The organism is Flavobacterium sp. GW821-FHT12A05 (genome assembly GCF_058807735.1).
Genome location: NZ_JBXAQY010000011.1, coordinates 127,909 through 149,664, shown reverse-complemented (window position 1 = coordinate 149,664; position 21,756 = coordinate 127,909). Strand labels below are relative to the sequence as shown.

The following is a 21,756-nucleotide window of genomic DNA, read 5'->3' as shown; positions in this document are numbered from 1 at the left end:
TTTTTTATGAAACATAACTTAAGCTTATTATTCCTGTTTATTTCTGTATTTAGCTTTGCGCAAAGTGAAACCTCAGGAAAAATAAAAACAGTTATTGTAACGAATAATGAATTAGGCTACATATTGCACAAGCCGGCTAACATAAAAGAGCAGAAGCCGTTAATTGTTTTTATTTCAGGTGACGGAGAAAAAGGAACAGACCTTGAAAAAGTAAAAATCAATGGTCCTTTAAAATATTTAAAGACGCATGAGTTAGATACTTATGTTTTGGCTCCGCAGTGTAAAGAAGAGGAGAAATGGAGCATTGAATCTATTTATGAACTGATTTTAAAAGTTCAGAAGGAGAACAAAATAGATCCTAGCAGAATTTATGTTACAGGATTAAGCTCTGGAGGATGGGCAGCTTGGAACTTGGCGCTTTCATATCCTGATAAGTTTGCGGCAGTGGTACCAATTTCAGGTTTTGTTGATTTAATCGAATTAGAAAGTGCTTGCAAAATTGCTAATACTCCAACGAGAATTTTTCACGGATTATTAGACGATGTAGTAAAAGTAGATTATGCGATTGCCATTTATAAAGAATTAAAAAAATGCAATGCAAAAGATGTTCAGTTAACCATTTTTGATGATGCAGGTCATGACAGCTGGACAAGAGTTTATGACAACCCCGAAATTTATGAGTGGATGTTTAAACAGATAAAATTGAATACGAACAAATAAATAAAATAGAATGAAAAACAAATTAGTCTTACTTTTTTTAGGATGTGCTGTTTTGGGTTACGCTCAAAAAAAGAGCACAAAAAGTACAGTGAAAATTAAACCTAAGTCAGAGTTTGTAGCAGAGTTAATGTCAAAAATGACATTAGACGAGAAATTAGGACAGTTAAATTTACCAACATCTGGTGATATTACAACAGGACAAGCAAACAGCTCAAACGTTGCAAAAAATATTGCCGAAGGAAGAGTAGGCGGTTTGTTCAATATAAAATCAGTACAAAAAATTAAAGAAGTACAAAAAATTGCTGTTGAAAAAAGCCGTTTAAAAATTCCATTACTTTTTGGTATGGACGTTATTCACGGTTACGAAACAACATTCCCTATTCCGTTAGGATTGTCTTGTACTTGGGATATGGCTTTAATTGAAAGAAGTGCACAGATTGCTGCAAAAGAAGCAAGCGCAGACGGAATTAACTGGACATTCTCTCCTATGGTAGATGTATCTCGTGACCCGCGTTGGGGAAGAGTTTCTGAAGGTTCAGGAGAAGATCCGTATTTAGGAAGCCAAATTGCTAAAGCAATGGTTAACGGATACCAACAACACGATCTTTCAAAAAATAATTCAATTTTGGCTTGTGTAAAACACTTTGCATTGTACGGAGCACCAGAAGGTGGTCGTGATTACAATACAGTAGATATGAGTCACATCAGAATGTTTAATGATTATTTCCCTCCTTACAAAGCGGCAGTTGATGCTGGTGTAGGTTCGGTTATGGCTTCTTTCAACGAAATTGACGGGATTCCTGCAACAGGAAACAAATGGTTAATGACAGATGTTTTAAGAAAACAATGGGGCTTTAAAGGTTTTGTTGTAACAGATTTTACTGGAATTCCAGAAATGATCGAACACGGAATGGGTGATTTACAAGCGGTTTCTGCTTTATCATTAAACGCTGGGGTTGAAATGGATATGGTTGGAGAAGGTTTCTTAACTACTTTGAAAAAATCTTTAGACGAGAAAAAAGTAACTATCGAAACAATTGACAATGCTGTTAAACTTATTTTAGAAGCAAAATATGATTTAGGATTATTCCAGGATCCATATAAATATTGTGATGAGAAAAGAGCAAAAACTGAAATCTTTACAGCAGACAGCAGAAAAGAAGCACGTCAGATTGCAGCACAATCATTGGTATTGTTAAAAAATAAAAATCAATTATTACCGCTTAAAAAATCGGGTACAATTGGTTTAATCGGACCGTTAGCTGATGCTAAAGAAAATATGCCGGGAACTTGGAGTGTTGCTACTAAAATGGAAAATGCAGTTTCATTATTAGCAGGTATTAAAGAAGTTGCAGGAGCAGGAACAAAAGTTTTATATGCAAAAGGAAGTAACTTAGATTACGATGAAACTTTTGAAACTAATGCTACAATGTTTGGAAAAACATTACACCGTGATGCACGTTCAAAAGAAGAATTGTTAGCTGAAGCTTTAAAAGTAGCTCAACAATCAGATGTAATCGTTGCTGCACTTGGAGAATCTGCAGAAATGAGCGGAGAATCTAGCAGCCGTACAAACTTAGAAATTCCACAAGCGCAAAAAGATTTATTAAACGCTTTATTAAAAACAGGAAAACCAGTTGTTGTAGTATTATTTGACGGTCGTCCGTTAGTTATTACCGAAGAAGAAAAAACAGTTCCTGCAATCTTAAATGTTTGGTTTGCTGGTACAGAGGCTGGTTATGCAATTGCTGATGTTTTATTTGGAGATGTAAATCCTTCAGGAAAATTAACTTCAACTTTCCCTAGAAGTGTTGGACAATTACCAATTTATTACGCACACAAAAATACAGGAAGACCGCTTTCTAACACAGAAGGAAAGTTCGAAAAATTCAGATCAAACTATATTGACGAAAGAAACGAACCTTTATTCCCATTTGGATTTGGATTAAGCTACACCACTTTTGATTATTCAAACTTGAAAATTTCTTCTGACAAAATGAATTTCAGCGGTAAATTAAAAGTAACAGTTGATGTAACAAATACAGGAAACTTTGACGGAAAAGAAACAGTTCAATTATACATTAGAGATTTAGTTGGTTCAGTAACTAGACCAGTTAGAGAATTAAAAGGTTTCCAAAAAATAGCACTTAAAAAAGGTGAAAAACAAACGGTGACTTTTGATATCACGGTTGAAGATTTAAAATTTTATAATTCTGACTTACAATTCGTAGCAGAACCTGGACAGTTTGATATTTTCGTTGGAGGAAATTCAAATGCCGATAAGAAAGTTAGTTTTGAGTTAACTAAATAGTTGGTTTATTGATTAGTAAAGAGCCCTTCGTTTGGTTGACGGAGGGCTTTTTCATAAAAGAACATTTTTTATAAATTATAATTTTAAAATAATGAACACTATTAAAGCACTCAGAGTATCACTTTTTTTGACCGTAACAATTGCCTTTCAATCTTGTGCTGTAAAAGAGAATGCAATAGTAGCACATCGCGGTGCATGGAAAAAAAATAATCTTCCTGAAAATTCAATTGTCTCTTTAAGACACGCCATCGATTTAAAACTTCCCGGTTCAGAATTTGATGTTTGGAGAACAGCCGATGATTCGCTTGTAATTAATCATGATGCGCATTATAATAAATTGCTTATCGAAGAAACAAATTATGCTGATTTAATAAAGTTTAAACTTTCTAACGGAGAAAAACTTCCAACCTTACACGAGTATATTACAGAGGGTAAGCGAAACAACAAACACACCCTTTTAGTCTGCGAGATAAAACCTTCGGAAATAAGTAAAGAAAGAGGAAAAAAAACAGCACTAATGTCGGTTGAAACAATCAAAAAACTAAAAGCAGATAAAAATACCTGCTATATAAGTTTTGATTACGAAATTCTAAAACAAATTAGAGCAGTTGATTCCAAAACAGTTTTACAATATTTAGAAGGAAATAAATCTCCAAAAGAAGTAAAAGCGGACAATATTAATGGCGTTGATTATCATTATTCATTCTTTAAAAAACATCCGGAATGGATTAAAGAGGCAAAAGAAAATAATATGATTCTAAATGCCTGGACAGTCAATGAAGCGGCTGATATGGATTGGATTATTGATCATAAATTCAATTATATCACCACAAATGAACCGGAACTTTTAAGCGAAAGATTAAAAATTAAAAAATAATCCTGAGCTTATACAAAACAAATCAAGAAATGAAAAAGATACATAAACTGTTGACACTGCCAATTTTATTTGTGATACTTTTCAATCACAATCTTTTGGCACAAAATTTAGGAAAAACAGAATGGTTTGATCCTAAAAAACCAGCCACTACATTTTGTAACCCAATTAACATTGGATACAATTATACTACTCATAATCATAACGGAATTCCTGAATCGCGCCGTTCAAGTGCAGATCCGGTAATTATTACGTATAAAGGCGAATATTATTTATTTGCAACTAATCAGGCAGGATTCTTTTGGAGTAAAGATATGTCCGACTGGAATTTCGTTTACGGAAGTTTTCAAAGACAACCGGGTGACGACGACCAATGCGCGCCAGCTGCTTGGGTTGTAAACGATACCTTATTTTACGTAGGTTCAACCTGGAAAAGAGACCATCCAATCTGGAAAACAGCCGATCCTAAATCAGGAAGATGGACACGTCATGTAGATAAAGCAATGCTGCCAACCTGGGATCCAGCTATTTTTCAGGATGATGACAAAAAAGTATATATGTATTATGGTTCAAGCGGAAAACTGCCTCTAGTAGGAGTTGAGGTTGATTATAATACATGGCTTCCGAAAGGAAATCAAGCTGATTATGCAGCATTATATAAAGCAACCGAGGTTGAAGATATTCAAAAAGTTTACGGTCAAGTTAAGGAAGTTGCCATTTTAGATCCTTCTGCTCATGGATGGGAGCGTTTCGGACCAAACAATGATATGGAACCTGCACCTTGGGGTAATTTTATAGAAGGAGCCTGGATGACTAAACACAACGGAAAATACTATATGCAGTACGGAGCACCGGCAACAGAGTTTAAAGGTTATGCAAATGGTGTTCACGTAGGAGATCATCCTCTTGGGCCATTTACGTATCAAAAACACAATCCGATGTCTTATAAACCAGGCGGATTTGTAATTGGAGCTGGACACGGAAACACTTTTGCGGACAATTACGGAAATTACTGGAATACCGGAACGTGCAAAATTTCGATTAAAGACCGTTTCGAGCGTCGTATAGATATGTTTCCGGCTGGTTTTGATAAAGATGATGTAATGTATTCTATTACCTCTTACGGAGATTTTCCAATTGTACTTCCAACAAGTGAGCGTGATCAAACAAAAGGTGCTTCATCTGGATGGATGCTGCTTTCGTATAAAAAACCGGTAACCGTTTCTTCTTCCGAAGATTGTATGGAAGTGGAAACACACCGAATGGACAACGGCGGAAAAAAAGTATACGAGAAATTCTGTTACGGTCCCGAAAATTTAACCGATGAAAACATTCAAACCTATTGGTCTGCTAAAACAAGCAATGCAGGAGAATGGCTTCAGATGGATTTAGGCAGACAAATGGAGATTAAAGCACTTCAGATTAATTATGCAGATCATAAAGCCACTCAGTACAATAAAGCAATGGACATTTATTATCAATATAAAATATTCATGTCTGATGATGCTGTAAATTGGAAACTGGTTGTAGATAAATCTAAAAACGACAAAGATGTACCGCATGATTATGTAGAGTTAACAAAATCAATTAAAGCGCGATACATCAAAATGGAAAACATTCACAATGCATCTGGACTGTTTGCAATTTCAGATTTCAGAGTATTTGGAAATGGATTATTAGAAAAGCCAAAAGCAGTTAATTCATTTAAAGTAGACAGAAATAAAGCAGATTCAAGAAATGCTATAATTTCGTGGAAAAAACAAAATGATGCAGTGGGTTATACTATTTATTACGGAATCGCTCCTGATAAATTATATAACAATATTATGGTGTATGGCGACAATTCATACGACTTTAGAGGTTTAGACAAAGGAACAAAGTATTATTTTACAATTGAACCTTTTAACGAAAACGGCATTGGCCAAAAAAATAAGATTATCGAAGTAAAATAGTTTTATTTTATTAAAATGATAAAAACTCCAATTATAAATCATAAGGTTTATAATTGGAGTTTTTTTTGAGAAAAGGCTTTAGAAAAACTCTGACAATTCTATAGAATTTTTGTTTCTTTGTAAGATACCAAAAAATGGAGTGTAACCCAAAACGCTATAAAAACTATGAAAAAAACGATTCTTTTAACTGCTTTAGTTTTAAACGGATTGACATTGTTTGCGCAATCAAATGATGAAAAAAACATTAAATTATTTTACAAAAAAGCCTTGACCGAAGCAAAATGCTATTCTTGGCTGGAATATTTATCAAATGATATTGGAAGTCGTTTATCTGGATCAAAAGGAGCAGCAGAAGCGGTAGATTACACCAAAAGACAATTAGAAAATCTAGGTCTTGATAAAGTATATTTACAAGAAGTGATGGTGCCTCATTGGGTTAGAGGAGAAAAAGAAACAGCATATATTTTAGACGGAAAAGTAAAAACTACTGTACCAATCTGCGCTTTAGGCGGATCTGTTGCAACTGCAAAAACAGGACTTACAGCAGAAATAATCGAAGTACAGGGAATCAAAGAATTAACCGAACTTGGAGCTGATAAAGTAAAAGGAAAAATTGTTTTTTACAACAGACCAATGAATCCTGAAAACATCGAAACGTTTACATCATACGGAGCATGCGTAGACCAAAGATATGCTGGCGCAAAAGAAGCAGCTAAACTTGGCGCCGTAGGAACAATTGTTCGTTCTATGAACTTACGTTTAGACGATTTCCCGCATACAGGAGCTCAAAGTTATGGCGATTTACCAAAAGAGCAATACATTCCAACCGCTGCAATTAGTACAAACGGAGCAGAACTACTAAGTAAATCTTTAAAAGCAAATCCAACTTTAAAGTTTTATTTCAAGCAGTCTTGCGAAACGCTGCCAGATGTATTATCGCATAACGTAATTGGAGAATTAACAGGAACTGTAAGCCCTGAGAATATCATGGTTGTTGGCGGTCACCTGGATTCTTGGGATTTAGCCGATGGTTCTCATGACGATGGAGCAGGAGTAGTACAAAGTATGGAAGTAATTCGTATTCTTAAAAACTTAAACTATAAACCTAAAAATACCATTCGTGTCGTATTGTTTATGAATGAAGAAAACGGAGGAAAAGGCGGCGCCAAATACGAAGAAGTTTCAAAACAAAAGAATGAGAACCATATTTTTGCTTTAGAAAGTGATTCAGGAGGATTTTCGCCAAGAGGATTTTCAATTGAAGCTGATGATGCTAACTTGAAAAAAATACAAGGATTTAAAGACTTTTTCGAGCCTTATTTAGTGCATAGTTTTACAATTGGACATGCAGGTTCAGATATTGGTCATTTAACGTCAAAAGCAATTGTTAAAGCAGGTTTAAAACCAGATTCACAGCGTTACTTTGATTACCACCATGCAGCAAACGATAAATTTGATGCCATCAACAAAAGAGAATTAGAACTTGGCGCCGCAACAATGGCTTCATTGGTTTATTTAATAGATCAAAACGGAATAGAAATTCCAAAAGCAAACTAAGATTTTAAAAATCGATATTATATAAAACAGGCTGTCAAAAATGACAGCCTGTTTTTTTTGCGTCCCAGGAAATAATCCCAGAGGGATGATATATTTATAGAAAGAATTAGTTTTGTTATTGTAGAGCTCCAGCGGAGCGACATATAAATAAACAAAAATTATCATTTCACTCCGCTGGAGCTTTTTAGCTTTGTGTAATTGTTTTTCTATAAATATTATGCTTCTCCGAAGCTGAAATAATTTTGATTTTTATAATTAAAAAAATGAAATAGATTTCAGCTCAAAATTCGGTAGAAATGATCATATTGTAGCAACGGATTTTAATCCGTTGAAAATAATAAACGAATTTCTAAAGTTCCATAGGAACGATCCTTATTCCATGCATTTCAAAAAATCAAAATTTCATCACAATCAAATAATACAAAAACGTAATTGGGATATTAGAAAGCAGCATTAAAATCTTAAATGCAATATCTTTTCGATATTCCGGTAAATGAATAAATCGATCCGTTAGATTCACTAACATGATACTATTTACTATTATGGCAGATGCGGCAAACGGCCATGCAATAACTAAAACATAAGGACTTTCGTTGGAAATAATATAAAGTGCAAACAAGATGCTGCTAATAATAAAAGTACCAACTGCGAGTTCGGTCGATTGTTTCTCTTCAAAAGGTTTATTGCTGATAGTTTTCATGAGTGTTGTATTTTAAAAGTTTGCTGAATAGATTGAATAGACATAAAAAGCATTTTAGAAAAATCCAGATAATAAAACGGAAGTGCCTCTTTACCGCTTTTATATTGCTTAATGAAATAGTTTAATCGTTTCGGATAAAAAAGCGTCCCAGTTCCTATTACCATAAACAAATACAAACTTCTTTTTCCATTTCCCAAGAGATAATATTGCATTCCAATTTCTTCATAAACAGAAATTCCAGTATTGGTTAGGACATGAATAATGTCATGATTTTCCAGTTTCTCCTGAATATCAAAATGATTATTAAAGAGAAAATTTCCTAACCCAAATCCTAAGCTGTCTTTAGGATAATTCATTAAACCAGCTTTGTTGATGTTCCAGGGTTCGTTCTTCTTAAAATATTTTTGATACGGCTTTTTTGTACTTTCGTATAGTCTTTCAATTAAATAATCTCTCATATTTTGGTTAGTTAAAAGTTCTTTGAATTTCAAAGTAAAATAATAAAGAAAAAAGCCAATTTGTTTTAGAATTAGCTTTCTACTGATTTTTAATAATTGTCTATTATCGTTATAAGTAAATCAGAATCGGCAAGGTCAGAAGGCGCAACCACTTTTTCATTCAGCGGAATAGTATTACCATATCTTTCCTTTAGGATTTTTTGTACTCTGGTATCACTTAAATTAAAGTCTTTCAATTCTCTTAGTTTTGAAAGTTCGATTCCGGCCGCATTTTTATAAATTTTCCAAACCAATTCAGAACAATAAATTTTAGTATCCGTCCACTCAAAATAGGCATCATATTGTTTTCCATCAAACTGCTGACTGTAATTTTCCATTTTTTGGAGTATCTCCGGAGTCAAAACAGTTTTAGCATTTTTTAATCTCTTTACAACATATTTATTGTCTTTTCCATGCGTGATCCATTCATCAAACGGAGTAAGTTTTACAGGCTGTACAGCTTCAAAAACAAACCATTTTCCGTTAAGATTATAGATAATGCCGCAATGAGAGAATTTCGAATTCGTAGCAATTCGTACCGCTTCACATTGAGGAGATTGCGAAGTTTGAAATATAATATCACCACTCTCAACTTTATTGACTGCCGCATTTTCAATTTTCTTTTTCGAAAACGGATTATTAGGGAAAACTTTCATTGCCACAAACAACGCCAAGCCAAAACTCAGTGCGAATGTGATGATAAGGAAAATATATTTTTGCTTTTTCATGATGTATTCAAATAATAAATAAAGTACTTTGAATTGCAAAGTAAATAATAAAAAAAATAGTTACCAAATTAATGATAACTATTTTTAATATATTTTCTAACTGAAATTAGATTCTAAAGATTCCCCCAACAGCAATAATTCGTTGAAAATAAGTAAAATGCTGAGAAGCTTTATCTTCATTACTTGTTGTAGTTTTAATATCCTGCATATTGATATAGCCTCCTTTTAATTCTCCCTGAACATAGAAATGTTTGAAAAAAGTAATATTTAGACCCGCTTTTGCAGAAACACCGTATCCGGAAACATGAAAATCATCATGACGTTCTTTACCTAAAAGAGTAGTATTTGTTTTTGGATATAAAATACCCGCTCCTAATCCTTCAGTTAAGTTAATCTGAACTTTATCAATATTTGGCAGCCCAAACCATTTTGAAACATCATCAAATCTGGCAACCTCAGTATTAATATAGTTTAAACCATCTGTATGTTCGTACATTAAAAAAGCAGGACCGTTTGGATTCGTTACACCTTTGTCATAACCACCTTCTATAGCTCCATTTAAAGACATATCTACAGGTCTGTTATTGTATTCACCATTGTAAATTGAACCAGGATCATCTGCAGGTAAATTGATATTTCCATTAACATTTGCAATTTGATTCTGTGCCATTACATATTTCATGTGATCCACACCAATTGTTACACTGTAATGATCACTAAAGAAATAACCAAGTCTTAAATTGGTCTGAGGAATAGTCATATTTGCAGGATTAATATAATCTACATGCCATCCTTTTGGTTTGTCATGAGCAGCCATATTTTCAACTGTAAAGTTGTAATCCTTACCACGGAAATTTACATCAGATTTTGAGTAACTTTCTCTATTTCCTCCCCACATTACAAAGAATTTTCCTTTATTGTGAGCAGCGTATTTTTGTACCGGAATTTCTTCCTGAGCAAAAGTGTTTAACGAAACACAAGTCAGAAAGAAAAATAAAATTTTTGTTTTCAAAGAACTTAAGTATTATAAATTAAAAGGCATTTACAGTTTTTCTAATGGCAACCAGCTTCTTCATTAAACCTTCAAAATAATCTAAATGAAGCATGTTAGCGCCATCGCTTTTTGCATTTGCAGGATCAAAGTGAGTTTCGATAAAAATACCATCAACACCTACCGCGATACCCGCTTTTGCTACAGTTTCGATCATATCTGGTCTTCCGCCTGTAACACCTGCAGTTTGATTTGGCTGTTGTAAAGAATGCGTAACATCTAAAACCGTTGTAGCATATTGCTGCATAGTAGGAATCCCTCTATAGTCCACAATCATATCTTGGTAACCAAACATAGTACCGCGATCTGTAACCATAACATTTTCATTATTACAGTCTAATACTTTTTGAACGGCGTGTTTCATGCTTTCAGGACTCATAAATTGTCCTTTTTTCAGGTTTACCACTTTTCCGGTATTAGCAGCCGCTACAACTAGATCAGTCTGGCGAACTAAAAATGCAGGAATCTGTAAAACGTCAACGTATTGAGCAGCCATTTCAGCATCCTCATTAGTATGAATATCGGTTACAGTAGGAATATGAAAAGTTTCCGAAACTTTTCTTAAAATTTTTAAAGCTTTTTCGTCACCAATTCCAGAAAAACTATCAATTCTAGAACGGTTTGCTTTTTTAAAAGATCCTTTAAAAACATAAGGAATCTGAAGATTGTCGGTAATACCAACTAATTTTTCAGCAATTCTAAGAGCCATTTCTTCACCTTCAATAGCGCAAGGCCCCGCCAGTAAAAAGAAATTCCCGCTGTCAGTATGCTTAATTTGTGGGATATGTTGTAAATTCATAAAGTTATTTTTTTGCACTGCAAAGGTAGTCATGATTTATGAATAGGAGATGAAGATTTAAGATTATTTTAAGAAGCTTCCCGATAGCTATCGGGACCGCCCGCTGTAATCTTTTTCTCTAAATCCTTTTTTTCTTGGTCTTTGCAGGAGCTTCCGTTGGTCGCTCTGCAAAAACCAGAAAAAATAGGCTTTATCAAAAAAGGATTTCCGCTTCTATCGGGGCTAAAAAATCCAGTGGAATTATTGGATTTACTGAGGAATATCTCCTCAAAACGCTTTTTTACTAAATACTTAAATTGAATTCTGTTTTCAAAAGAGTATCCAGCTGATTGTCTTCAAAAGGAATAATTTCTGTAACTCCATTTGTTACTGATTTTACAGCATTTTTAAATACTATTTTTTTACCCAGCGGATTCTGTAAAACGACAATCAGGTTTTGTGTAAAAAAAGAATCCGGATGCGAATAATTATAATGATTGGCGGGTTTAAAATCAATCCACCGTTGAGGAGTTAAATCAAACGAATACAAGTTAGACCATTCATTTCCAATCTTAATTTGCAATAAATAGTCATCTTCTTCTGTTTTTACCAAAGTAAAAGTTTCAAAATCCTGCTGAATTTCAGTTCCAGCCTGGCTCAGTTTCAAAGGCTCTCTAATGCTGTTTCCTCCAAAACCCAAATCAATCAAATATTCTTCGCCTTCAATTGTGGCAATTATAGCCAAATGCGTTTTCGGATTTTGCCCCGGATTAACCAAAGGACGTACCGCAATATAATAATGCGGAAGACCAATTTCCTGAAGCAATAACGAGAAGATTCCGTTAATTTGATAGCAGTATCCACCGCGATTTTTAGTTACAATTTGGTTTATAATATCATCACCAATAAGCGAAATCGTTTTGCCGGCCTGTACATCAATATTTTCAAAAGGTACACTAAACAGCTGACTCTGCATGAGTTTTTTTATTCCGGCTAAGTCTAATTTAATTTCTCCCGAAAAATTGATTCTATTTAAATATTGCTGTAAATCGAAGTTCGAAGCCTCAATTTTATGATTGTTTAATGGTTTCATCTGATTAAAATTTATTCGTTTTGTAAAGTTACAAATTCAGTAAACTTTAATCACTTAAAAATATTTTTTGTCTCTAATTCCTGCTCAATAAAACGAGTGAAGTAGTTAGGAGTTCTTATCGTACGATCTCTTGGTAAAATACTGAACGATAATAGAAATTAAAAGAATAATCGTAAACAAGAACGCAAATGCAATTATCCCCAGGAATCCCATTCCGCATCTATACGGTTGGCCTTTAAGACTTTCTGTAAAATTGTATGAAGCAATAAAAAATGCTGCAATCGATAAAACAATTTGCGAAATGAGACTGATAAAAGTTATCCTTCCAAGACTATAAGATATAGTTTCTTGAATTGCTTTTTGACCATATATCAGCTGAAATAATAATGGTAATGCGATTAAAATAAAAGGAGATATTCCGTACATATTAAAAAAAATGGTACTGGTTGATATATTACAAATAAGTTTTTTACTCTTTCTTCAAAGTCAATCCCATCGGAACCATTAAAATTCCCTTTTCGTAAATATTCAAATAGAGCGTTACAGGTTTCTTTTGTCCGTCCCAGGTTAATTCATATACATTTAAAAAGCCAGCCCCCATATCGCTTCTTTTAGTAGGGAAGGGACAGCAGGTTTCTAAACGTTTATAAGTGATTTTTTCTCCGTTTGGTCCGGCTAAAGCATTCAAAAAACGCATTTCATTTAAAGCTTCGTCTTTGGTATTTCTAAAAAATATATTTACAGGATAATCAGGATCATAGCCATACTTTTTGTCTTTACTAAATAACGAAATTACAAATGTATTGTCTTTGCTTAAAATTAAATCAGGAGCGTTATCGTCTACATTTTTTAAAGTAGATCTCGTGCTGATGCAGGACGTTGCAGTAAGTATTAAAATAATGAAAAGGACAGCTTTTTTCATGGTTGAGGTTTATTTTGGTCGTACAAATGTAAAAAAGGTTTTTATTACAGTTCCTTTTTTGAATTTAATTTTAATATACCAATCACAATCAGATATTGTGCCACAAGATAAGTCAGCATAATAATAAACGAACTTTTTTTAAATGGCGTATGAAACTTGTTGAGAGCCAAAATACTATCAGAAATCACAAAAAATAAAGCACCAATAAATACATATTGATTGCCTGGTTTTTTCCAAGTCATAAGTCCGTTGTAAGCAAACAAAAGCATAACCGAAATTACACTGGCATATACAATTACCGGAATTTTTAAATCGCCCAGCGAAGGCAGTAAAACCAATAACATTCCTACTAAATAACAGGCAATTAAAATACTTCCAATGATAAAAATAATAGCATTTCGTTTCATTTTTTCTTTAAACTGTCTATTAAATAGAACACAATAAAGCAGGTGAGAAATTAAAAAAGAAACCAGACCCAGTATAAAATAGATTTCGCCGATATCTGAAAAAAGTAATATTACATCGCCAATCCAGGAAAACAAGAGTGCGGTTAAAAGGATATTTTGCGTTAGGAATTTTTTAGAAAAATAAACTCCTAAAATTAACAACGGAATCAAAGCAGGTTTTAAATAACAGTCTAAGCTTTCGTATCCGAAATATAAAAGCAGTAAATAAATAAAGCTCAATGCAATATAAATTTTAAAAAGTACAGCGTTTTTCATTATACGGTTTGTGTGGTTATGGTTTGGTTTTGGATGTTTTTAAAATCGACTGTTACAAAGTAAATCGTTATTAAAAATGATAAACTTAAGTAACCTAAAATGATATAAGTACTAAAAGAGAAAACGTTATTTAAACCAAACCAATCGCCATAAAAGCTAATAATACTAACAGCGGACGCTAATCGAAAACCTTCCCAAAAAATGGCATATTTGCTTTTGTCCATTAATTCAGCGTTGCTGTAAATGGTAACCAGAATAAAGAAACCGTATACAAAAATAGAGGGCAGACCAATTTTGGCAATATTTTCAAAAAGATAACTCACAAACAAAAGCGTAATTAAAATTTGTGCAACGGACCAAAGAATAAGTTTTTGCGAATTTTGAGTTCCGTATTTGTCAAAATCAAATACATTTTCGATTTTGTTTACTGGATATTTTTCTTCAAAATTCTCAGGACGCCATCCGGTTGGTTTAAACCAAATAGTTAGTTTATCTTTCCAGTTTTCGGCGCGCCATGCATCTTTAATTAATAAGGCTAAATGCTGAAAATTGATTTTGATAGGATTCCATGTATTTGCCGGTCTTGTGATTCCAAAAACTGGAGGAACATCATCTAATTCCTCTTGAAAAGTTCCAAAAAGTTTATCCCAAAAAATAAAAATCTGCGAATGGTTTTTGTCTAAATATTCCGGATTTATGGCATGATGGACACGATGATGCGAAGGCGTTACCAGAATTTGTTCAACAAATCCCATTTTTTTGATGTGTTTGGTATGATACCAAAACTGTAAAAATAAATGCAACGGTAAAGTGATCGCAATTACCGAAGCCGGAACGCCCAATATTGCAGCAGGAATTAATAAAAAAGTAAATAAATTAACCAAACTCGCAATAGGCTGACGAAGTGCACAAGCCAGATTAAACTCTTCACTGCTGTGATGAATGGCATGTTTGTTCCAAAGAAAATTGATTTGATGTGCCAGTCTATGGCTCCAATAACCATAGAAATCGATCACAAAAAAGGCGATAATATAAGAGAGAACATTGGCTTGTAAATGAAAAACGGCAATTTTAGAAACCATCCATTCATAAGAAAGAAAAGTAACGCTTAGACCTAAAACGTCTTTTACAGAATTGGTAATTCCGGAGCTGATACTAGAAACGCTGTCAATTAACGGAGCGGTATCATTTTTTTTATAAATGCCGTATATTTTTTCAATTACAATTAGAACTAAAAAAACAGGCATCGCAATAATCAATATTTTTCCATACTCTTCCATAAAAAAACATTCTATATTTATTTCAAATATAAAATAAAATAGAATGTTTTTTAAATTATTAAGAAATTAAACAACGAAATAAAATCTAAGATTTAAATTTAAACAGAATACTGCAATTAAACCTGAAATCAAAAAGCGATTATTTAATTTCTTTAGAAAAGTCTACCGGATAAAATTTGGCTGTTTTTTGATTCTTAATTCCAAATTTAACAACCTCTTTAATTATTTGAAAAGTATCATATTTTAATTCTAAAAGCACCTGATTATTGGCATTTACAACGCCGTATTTCTTGTTTTTTTGAACGATAAATTCTCCTGTAGAATAGATTTCGGTAATAGAATCAAATTCAGATGGAATCACGATTTTGTTTTCGTTACTAATTACACCAAGCTTATTGTCTTTTTTAAAAATCTGATACTTACTTTTTGAAAATCCGCCAAAGCTAAATTTATCCTTAACAAATTCGCCGGCAGATATTTGTGTTTCAGTATAACTATTGTCTCCAATTGAAAGAAGATATTCCCCAGCGTTTTTTACAGCAAAAATTTTATTTGGAGACACATTATAGAACTCATAATCTTCTGGAATTATAATCGTACCATTTGATGAAAACATTCCGTTTTTATTATTCGAATTGGCTGTAATATAATACTTAGAAAGCTGTTCTATATTTTTATAGGAAACAGGAATGATCTCTTTCTCTAAATAGGGATTTATGATGCCTTTTAAATCACCTTTATGCGCCAAATATTGATTTTCGAAATGAATACTGTCTCTATAGAATAAAGAAAAAATATGATCGTAGATTAAAGGTTTTAAAACAACATCTTTTTGATCTATAATACCACTTTTTTTATTATTCTGAACCACATAAATAGAAGCAGATGGTGAAATTTCATCGTATTTACATTCAATTTCATATTGGCCTGAAGAATTGATTACACCTTTTTTCTTTGTAATTGTATTTTTAATAAGATAAGAATCAGATTCAAAGACATCTTCGAATTGATGGCTTTTTATAGAATTTAGAACGATGTTTCCTTTATCGTCAATTATCAACGTGTTTTTGTTTGGCAGGGTTACAATTGATCTTTTGTTTTTGAAATAATCAATATCTGCAGCCTTAAAATTAGTAATCGGCTTTCCTTTAGAATCAAATAAATCAATTGTATTATTAGTTTGAACGAACAAAATACCATTCTGGTTTTGTATGTAATCGTATTTTATAGGCAGGATAATCTTGTTTTCTATATCTATAACACCTGTTTTGTTGTTTTTTGAAACCCGGATCAAACCATTTCCCATATAGAAAATATCTTCATATTCAAAAGGAATCTTAACCCTGTTTTGGAGATCGATAAACCCTCTTTTGTACTTTTTATTGATTATGATACCAGCTTCGAATAAATTTTTCAGCTCTTCTTTATTGTCAATATACTCATAATTTGGTTTGATAATCACGTTTCCTACGCTGTCGATCAATCCCATTTTATTATTAAAAGTTCGAAATACGGCATAATTATTTTCGAACTTATAAACGTACTCGTATGTTTTGTTCTCGATTAATTGTTTTCGAAGTGGCTCAAATTTTGACTGGCCTTTTGAAATAAAAGGCAATGAAAGTAGTAGAAAAAATGCGATAAATCTCATAATTTGAAGTTCATTAAAAATGAAAACGCATTCTATTTAGTTTAATTGTAAAACAAAATAGAATGCGTTTTTAAATTATTGGCAATTTAAACAATTTCGGCGCTAAGTCCAGCTTCCAGAAGTTGCGTACATTGAGGTTTTAATTTGTCGATTGGCCCTGTTTTTACAGTGCATTTCCCGTTGTAATGTACAATTAAGGAACATTGTTCTGCTTGTTCAGATGTGTGGTCGCACACACGCATTAAGGTATCAATTACATGATCAAAAGTGTTTACATCGTCGTTGTACACAATGATTTCGTTGTTGAATCCCGTCGCTTCTTTCTCGCGAACTCTTTCTCTTACTTTTTCTTTAGTACTCATTTTTTTTAGTTTTTTGTACTGTTGTAATTACTAATTTTTTTTGCCGTAGATGGATGAATTAAATAGAATTTTAAATTAAAATTTATTCAATTCATTAGTCTATATGCTTGATTAATTAATAGTTAAATAAGCAACTATCTAATTTACGTATTTTAATGAAACCCAGTTGTTTCTTTCTAATTTTTTAACATACGTTAAACCTTTTTCGGTACACGAAGCATCGATAAAAGGAACGTCTTCTTCATAAAAACCGCTAAATAATATGATACCGTCTTTATTTAATGCATCAACATAAGCCTGCATATCATTCAACAGGATATTTCTGTTGATATTAGCAATAATCAAATCGTATTTTTTGCCTGCCAATAAAGCAGCATCGCCCTCATAAACGCTGATATGTTTACAATTATTGCGTTCGGCATTTTCGATAGAATTTAAATAGCACCAATTATCAATATCAATGGCATCAATTGGTTCAGCACCTTTCATTTCAGCTAAAATGGCTAAAATTGCAGTACCGCAGCCCATATCAAGAGTTTTAAGACCTTTAACATCCATTTCTAATAAATGCTGAATCATCATGTGAGTGGTTTCATGATGTCCTGTTCCAAAACTCATTTTTGGTTCGATTACAATATCAAATTCAGCATCGGTTTTTTCGTGAAAAGGAGCACGAACATGGCATTTTCCGTTCACATCAATCGCTTCAAAATTCTTTTCCCATTCTTCGTTCCAGTTTACCTGATCGATTTCTTCAATTGTATACTCGATTTTAAATTCTTCAGATTGTAAAATATAAATATCATCCAGAATATTCTCATCCCATAAATCTTTCTTTACAAATGCAGAAATTCCGTTTTCTGTTTCTGTAAAACTTTCAAACGCTTTTTCGCCTAATTCAGCAACTAAAATTTCTGATCCAAGTTCTTTTGGTTCAATTGTAAAATGATATCCTAAATATATATTCGACATAAATAATTTTTTTGCAAAGGTAAGAATACAAAGCAAAAGTTGTTCATAAATAAATCATATTGTTATAAATTTTAATACTAATTTTGAACGGCATTTTGTAAGTTTTACCACCATGAAGAATATCTTTTTTGTACTGCTTTTTGTTATTTTAAGCTCTGGAAGCTGCGAAAATGAACACGAAGTAATTCGCTCATTTTGTTACTGGAAAACCAATTTATATTTTCAGGAAGAAGAAGATTCTCTTATTAATAAATTAGATGTAAAACACCTGTATGTTCGTTTTTTTGATGTCGATTATAATCCGTATTCAAAAGAACCGCTGCCTGTTGCCACCATTTGGGATGTTTCTTTAAATAAAAGCAATCCCGAAATTACACCAAGTATCTTTATTACAAATGAAGTAGTTTTAAAATCCGATAAAAAGCAATTGGATAGTCTTGCTGTAAGAATGGCAAAACGAGTACAGCAAATAGGGGAGAAAATGAACAATTCAAAAGCCGAAAACCTTGCTTCAAGTATTGTTTATCCAAAAGACTATTACAAACAGGAAAATCGCAAACGCCTAAATTACGACTCAGTTAAGTCGATAGAATTATCCAAATTAAAAGTTGATTTTAAAGAAATCCTGATTGACTGCGACTGGACAGAGAAATCGCAGAAAAATTATTTCTATTTGTTAAAACAAATTAAAAGCCAGTTTCCATCTTCAAAAATAACAGCAACAATTAGACTCTGGCAGTATAAATATGCTTCAAAAGCCGGAATTCCTCCTGTAGATAAAGGCTTGCTGATGTGTTATAATATTACAAAACCAGAAGATTTTCAGACCAAAAATTCTATCGGAACAAGCGACGAACTAGCACAATATATTACGCACAGCGATTACAAACTCAAATTAGATATTGCTTTGCCCTTGTACAGCTGGGCCGTTGCTTTTAGAGGAAATCAGTTTAAAGGAATTTTGTCTGATTATGACCAATTACTAAAAGATACTCTTAAAGTAAAGAAAACTTCAGATTCTAAGTATGTTTTGCAGGATGATGTTTTAGTGGGGCAGACTTATTTGCGAAATGGCGACGAAATAAGGATCGAGAAAATTTCAAACGATGAACTCGATAAAATGATTTCGATTTTAAAAAGTAAAATTCAAACTGACAATCAAACTAAAGTGACATTTTTCTCTTTTGATAAAAAATATATAAACGATTATGGAACCGAAAACATCTCCAATTATTATGCGCGTTTTTAGCAGTCTGCTCTTCGTTTTAAGCGTTCAGTTTTCATTTGCCTGCGGATGGAGTGTTTCTCCGGAAACAAGTCGGCTTGCTTTGTTTAAAGCGCAGCGTGAAGGATTTTTTAAGCTGACACCCTTCTATTATTCGGCTGATAATTATTATGCAACCAATACAATTTCAGACGCTGACAAGCAGTTGAATTGTTTAGAATGGCAGAAAAAGTTAGGAAATCAAATTAAGACCGACGATGTTTACGCTGTTTTATACGAAACAGATTCAGAACAATTTGAAACGGCTTACGAAAATAAAATGCTCCATAAAGTATTTGAAAAAAATACCTTTATAAAGACTTTATTACTGCCTAAAAACAAAGCTTTTTTAAGTTATATTCTATTTGCTAAAAAACTCGAATACAATAGTAATACAGATGTAAAATGGGAATCCTGGGGACAAATTGGCTACAGTAACCAAAATCATCAACTGGCTGATTTAGAAAATTTTGAAAAAAGAATTAAAACAGCAAAAGACTCGTTTTTAAAACAGCGTTATGCATTTTTAATTTTAAGATATAGTTTTTACAGTCAAGATAAAAACGAAGTAATCAAATTATACGATACTTATTTTGCGGATAATAAGAATACGATTTTAGAACCTTGGGCTTTGTATTATAAGGCGTTATGTATTGATAATCTGCCGTTGCAAAACTATTTATTAAGCCGGGTTTTTAATACCTGCGAAGAAAAATCATTTGCGGTTTTACAGCATTACAACAAAAAACTGACTGCCGAAACTTTAGCTTTGGCTCAAAATGATGAAGAACGAAGTGTTATTCTGGCTATTGAAAGTCTTCGAAATCCCGCACCTGATTTAAAAACAATTCAGGAGATGTATGAATTAAATCCGAATAGTTTGTTTTTGAGTTTTTTAATTGGAAGAGAAATTAACAAGCTCGAAGATTGGATTTTTACGCCTCAATATACAAATGACGGAACGCCGTCTGTAACTTTCAGCAGTACAAATTGGTATGAGAATTACGCTAAAGCAAAAGAAGAAAACTTCCATAAGGATATTTTATATTTAAGAGAATTAGAATATTATTTAATTTCTGTTCGTGAGCAGACTTCCGGAGAACAGAAAGATTACATTACTGCTGCAATTGCACAGCTTTGTTTTATTGATGACCAAGTTGACGAAGGGAAAAAATATACTAATATGATTTCTGATAAAGCCAATACCTCAATACAAATGCAGAAAAATATTCAACTGGCTTTGGTTTCTTTAAAACAAGATGATTTAAAGAACGAAAAAGTTCAGAATCAGCTTTATACTTATTTTAATTCGGTTGAAAATCTAGTTGAAACAGATCGCGGATTATTTAAAAACTTGTATAGTTTGTACCGAATTGCCAGTAGAGAATTTCAGAAAAAAGGAGATACAGTTGCAGCGGGCTTATTGTCTATGAAATCGGATATTAAAAATGAAGGAGAATACTCTGCCTATAATAATCCTTATTTTTACAGTTATATAGGTTATTTTGACCGAAATGCAACTGCAAAAGATGTTGATCGTTTGATCGCTTTACAGCAAAAAGAAAACAAAACGCCATTTGAAAAATATCTTTGTTCCGGAACAATTGCGCCAAATGTTGATTATTACAAAGATCTAAAAGGAACAATTGCTTTTAGAACTAATGATCTGGAATTGGCTCATAAAACGTTTTCAAGTATGCCTCAGGATTTTTGGGAGAAGAATTACGAGTATAAAACGTATTTAAATGAAAATCCGTTTACGCCTAAAATTCTCCAAAACGATAAAGAACGCAAGTTTGACTATCATTTCAATAAAACCGATTTTATTGCCAAACTGATTCAGCTGAAAAAACAAAATACAGCTAGCAGTAACCTGCAATTGGCACACGCCTATTTTAATGTATCTTATTTAGGAAATTCCTGGATGATGAGCGCTTATGACTGGACATCGGGTGAATCGTATACAGATTATGTTTACGGTGATAATACAGCGAATGAGAAGAAATACCAAAACGGAAATTATTACAATCTTAAAATGGCCAAAATATATTACGAAAAGGCCTTAAAAATGTCTAAAAACAACAACGAAAAGGCAATGGCAAGCTTAATGATTTTTGAATGTAATTATTACGATCATTACGCGGAGATCATTACGGAGGAAGAAGAAAAAAAGAACCCGTTTAAAGCAGGGAAGGAGCTGGTTAATTTTTATTCTATTTATAAAACAACACCAACGTTTAAAAAGTACAATTGCCCGCTTTTGAAATCGTTTATTAATTAGTTTTTTTACCATATAAGTTATATAAGTAAATATAAGCTTGC

The 21,756-nt window shown here is 32.8% G+C and carries 20 protein-coding genes; 7 read left to right on the top strand and 13 right to left on the bottom strand.

Going from position 1 to position 21,756, the window contains the following annotated elements; all coding sequences use genetic code 11:
• Nucleotides 1-6: 6 nt before the first annotated feature.
• From AC1RRQ_RS22335 to AC1RRQ_RS22315, 5 genes are all read left to right on the top strand, one after another.
• On the top strand, nt 7-720 hold the full coding sequence (locus AC1RRQ_RS22335; RefSeq protein WP_493025209.1) for a carboxylesterase family protein: 714 nt from the start codon (nt 7-9) through the stop codon (nt 718-720).
• 10 nt (nt 721-730) lie between these two features.
• Nucleotides 731-3,031 carry a beta-glucosidase BglX gene (gene bglX, locus AC1RRQ_RS22330; RefSeq protein WP_493025208.1) on the top strand — a complete coding sequence of 767 codons (2,301 nt, stop codon included), beginning with the start codon at nt 731-733 and terminating at the stop codon, nt 3,029-3,031.
• 91 nt (nt 3,032-3,122) lie between these two features.
• Nucleotides 3,123-3,908: a glycerophosphodiester phosphodiesterase family protein gene (locus AC1RRQ_RS22325; RefSeq protein WP_493025207.1), complete on the top strand. Its 786-nt coding sequence runs from the start codon at nt 3,123-3,125 to the stop codon at nt 3,906-3,908.
• A gap of 29 nt (nt 3,909-3,937) precedes the next feature.
• Entirely contained in the window at nt 3,938-5,857 is a 1,920-nt protein-coding gene (locus AC1RRQ_RS22320; RefSeq protein ID WP_493025206.1) for a discoidin domain-containing protein, read from the top strand.
• 165 nt (nt 5,858-6,022) lie between these two features.
• Complete coding sequence (locus tag AC1RRQ_RS22315) at nt 6,023-7,414, top strand: M20/M25/M40 family metallo-hydrolase (protein WP_493025205.1); 1,392 nt, start codon at nt 6,023-6,025, stop codon at nt 7,412-7,414.
• Nucleotides 7,415-7,808: 394 nt separating this feature from the next.
• Here AC1RRQ_RS22315 and AC1RRQ_RS22310 read toward each other — a convergent pair whose 3' ends face one another.
• The 13 genes from AC1RRQ_RS22310 to prmA all read right to left on the bottom strand — a co-directional run bounded on the left by AC1RRQ_RS22310 (nt 7,809) and on the right by prmA (nt 18,170).
• Nucleotides 7,809-8,114, bottom strand: a complete 306-nt coding sequence (locus tag AC1RRQ_RS22310; protein ID WP_493025204.1) for a hypothetical protein — start codon at nt 8,112-8,114, stop codon at nt 7,809-7,811.
• Complete coding sequence (locus AC1RRQ_RS22305; protein WP_493025203.1) at nt 8,111-8,572, bottom strand: hypothetical protein; 462 nt, start codon at nt 8,570-8,572, stop codon at nt 8,111-8,113. Before AC1RRQ_RS22305 ends, AC1RRQ_RS22310 begins: the two co-directional genes overlap by 4 nt.
• Before the next feature lie 89 nt (nt 8,573-8,661).
• Nucleotides 8,662-9,339 (bottom strand): YiiX family permuted papain-like enzyme, encoded by a 678-nt coding sequence (locus AC1RRQ_RS22300; RefSeq protein ID WP_493025202.1) that lies wholly within the window; start codon nt 9,337-9,339, stop codon nt 8,662-8,664.
• A 106-nt stretch (nt 9,340-9,445) separates the two neighbouring features.
• On the bottom strand, nt 9,446-10,351 hold the full coding sequence (locus tag AC1RRQ_RS22295; protein WP_493025201.1) for a hypothetical protein: 906 nt from the start codon (nt 10,349-10,351) through the stop codon (nt 9,446-9,448).
• Between the two features lie 19 nt (nt 10,352-10,370).
• Nucleotides 10,371-11,189 carry a 3-deoxy-8-phosphooctulonate synthase gene (gene kdsA / locus AC1RRQ_RS22290; protein WP_493025200.1) on the bottom strand — a complete coding sequence of 273 codons (819 nt, stop codon included), beginning with the start codon at nt 11,187-11,189 and terminating at the stop codon, nt 10,371-10,373.
• A 283-nt stretch (nt 11,190-11,472) separates the two neighbouring features.
• A complete protein-coding gene (locus AC1RRQ_RS22285; RefSeq protein ID WP_493025199.1) occupies nt 11,473-12,261 on the bottom strand; it encodes an arylamine N-acetyltransferase family protein in 789 nt (262 codons plus the stop codon).
• Nucleotides 12,262-12,366: 105 nt separating this feature from the next.
• Complete coding sequence (locus AC1RRQ_RS22280) at nt 12,367-12,687, bottom strand: hypothetical protein (protein WP_493025198.1); 321 nt, start codon at nt 12,685-12,687, stop codon at nt 12,367-12,369.
• A 43-nt stretch (nt 12,688-12,730) separates the two neighbouring features.
• Complete coding sequence (locus tag AC1RRQ_RS22275) at nt 12,731-13,183, bottom strand: 2-dehydro-3-deoxyphosphooctonate aldolase (protein ID WP_493025196.1); 453 nt, start codon at nt 13,181-13,183, stop codon at nt 12,731-12,733.
• Nucleotides 13,184-13,227: 44 nt separating this feature from the next.
• Nucleotides 13,228-13,905, bottom strand: a complete 678-nt coding sequence (locus tag AC1RRQ_RS22270) for a lysoplasmalogenase (protein ID WP_493025195.1) — start codon at nt 13,903-13,905, stop codon at nt 13,228-13,230.
• A complete protein-coding gene (locus AC1RRQ_RS22265) occupies nt 13,905-15,185 on the bottom strand; it encodes a sterol desaturase family protein (RefSeq protein ID WP_493025193.1) in 1,281 nt (426 codons plus the stop codon). The genes AC1RRQ_RS22270 and AC1RRQ_RS22265 overlap by 1 nt, the downstream gene beginning before the upstream one ends.
• Before the next feature lie 139 nt (nt 15,186-15,324).
• Nucleotides 15,325-16,836 (bottom strand): WG repeat-containing protein, encoded by a 1,512-nt coding sequence (locus tag AC1RRQ_RS22260; protein WP_493025192.1) that lies wholly within the window; start codon nt 16,834-16,836, stop codon nt 15,325-15,327.
• Nucleotides 16,837-16,922: 86 nt separating this feature from the next.
• Nucleotides 16,923-17,198 carry an ATP-dependent Clp protease adaptor ClpS gene (locus tag AC1RRQ_RS22255; RefSeq protein WP_493025191.1) on the bottom strand — a complete coding sequence of 92 codons (276 nt, stop codon included), beginning with the start codon at nt 17,196-17,198 and terminating at the stop codon, nt 16,923-16,925.
• Between the two features lie 138 nt (nt 17,199-17,336).
• Nucleotides 17,337-18,170: a 50S ribosomal protein L11 methyltransferase gene (gene prmA / locus AC1RRQ_RS22250; RefSeq protein ID WP_493025190.1), complete on the bottom strand. Its 834-nt coding sequence runs from the start codon at nt 18,168-18,170 to the stop codon at nt 17,337-17,339.
• A 112-nt stretch (nt 18,171-18,282) separates the two neighbouring features.
• On the opposite strand from prmA, the gene AC1RRQ_RS22245 reads away from it, so the two are divergent.
• Together AC1RRQ_RS22245 and AC1RRQ_RS22240 are read left to right on the top strand one after the other, a co-directional pair.
• Nucleotides 18,283-19,419: a hypothetical protein gene (locus tag AC1RRQ_RS22245; protein ID WP_493025189.1), complete on the top strand. Its 1,137-nt coding sequence runs from the start codon at nt 18,283-18,285 to the stop codon at nt 19,417-19,419.
• The gene (locus tag AC1RRQ_RS22240; RefSeq protein WP_493025188.1) at nt 19,379-21,715 is read left to right on the top strand and encodes a hypothetical protein; all 2,337 of its coding nucleotides are present in this window, start codon (nt 19,379-19,381) and stop codon (nt 21,713-21,715) included. Before AC1RRQ_RS22245 ends, AC1RRQ_RS22240 begins: the two co-directional genes overlap by 41 nt.
• Nucleotides 21,716-21,756: the final 41 nt, after the last annotated feature.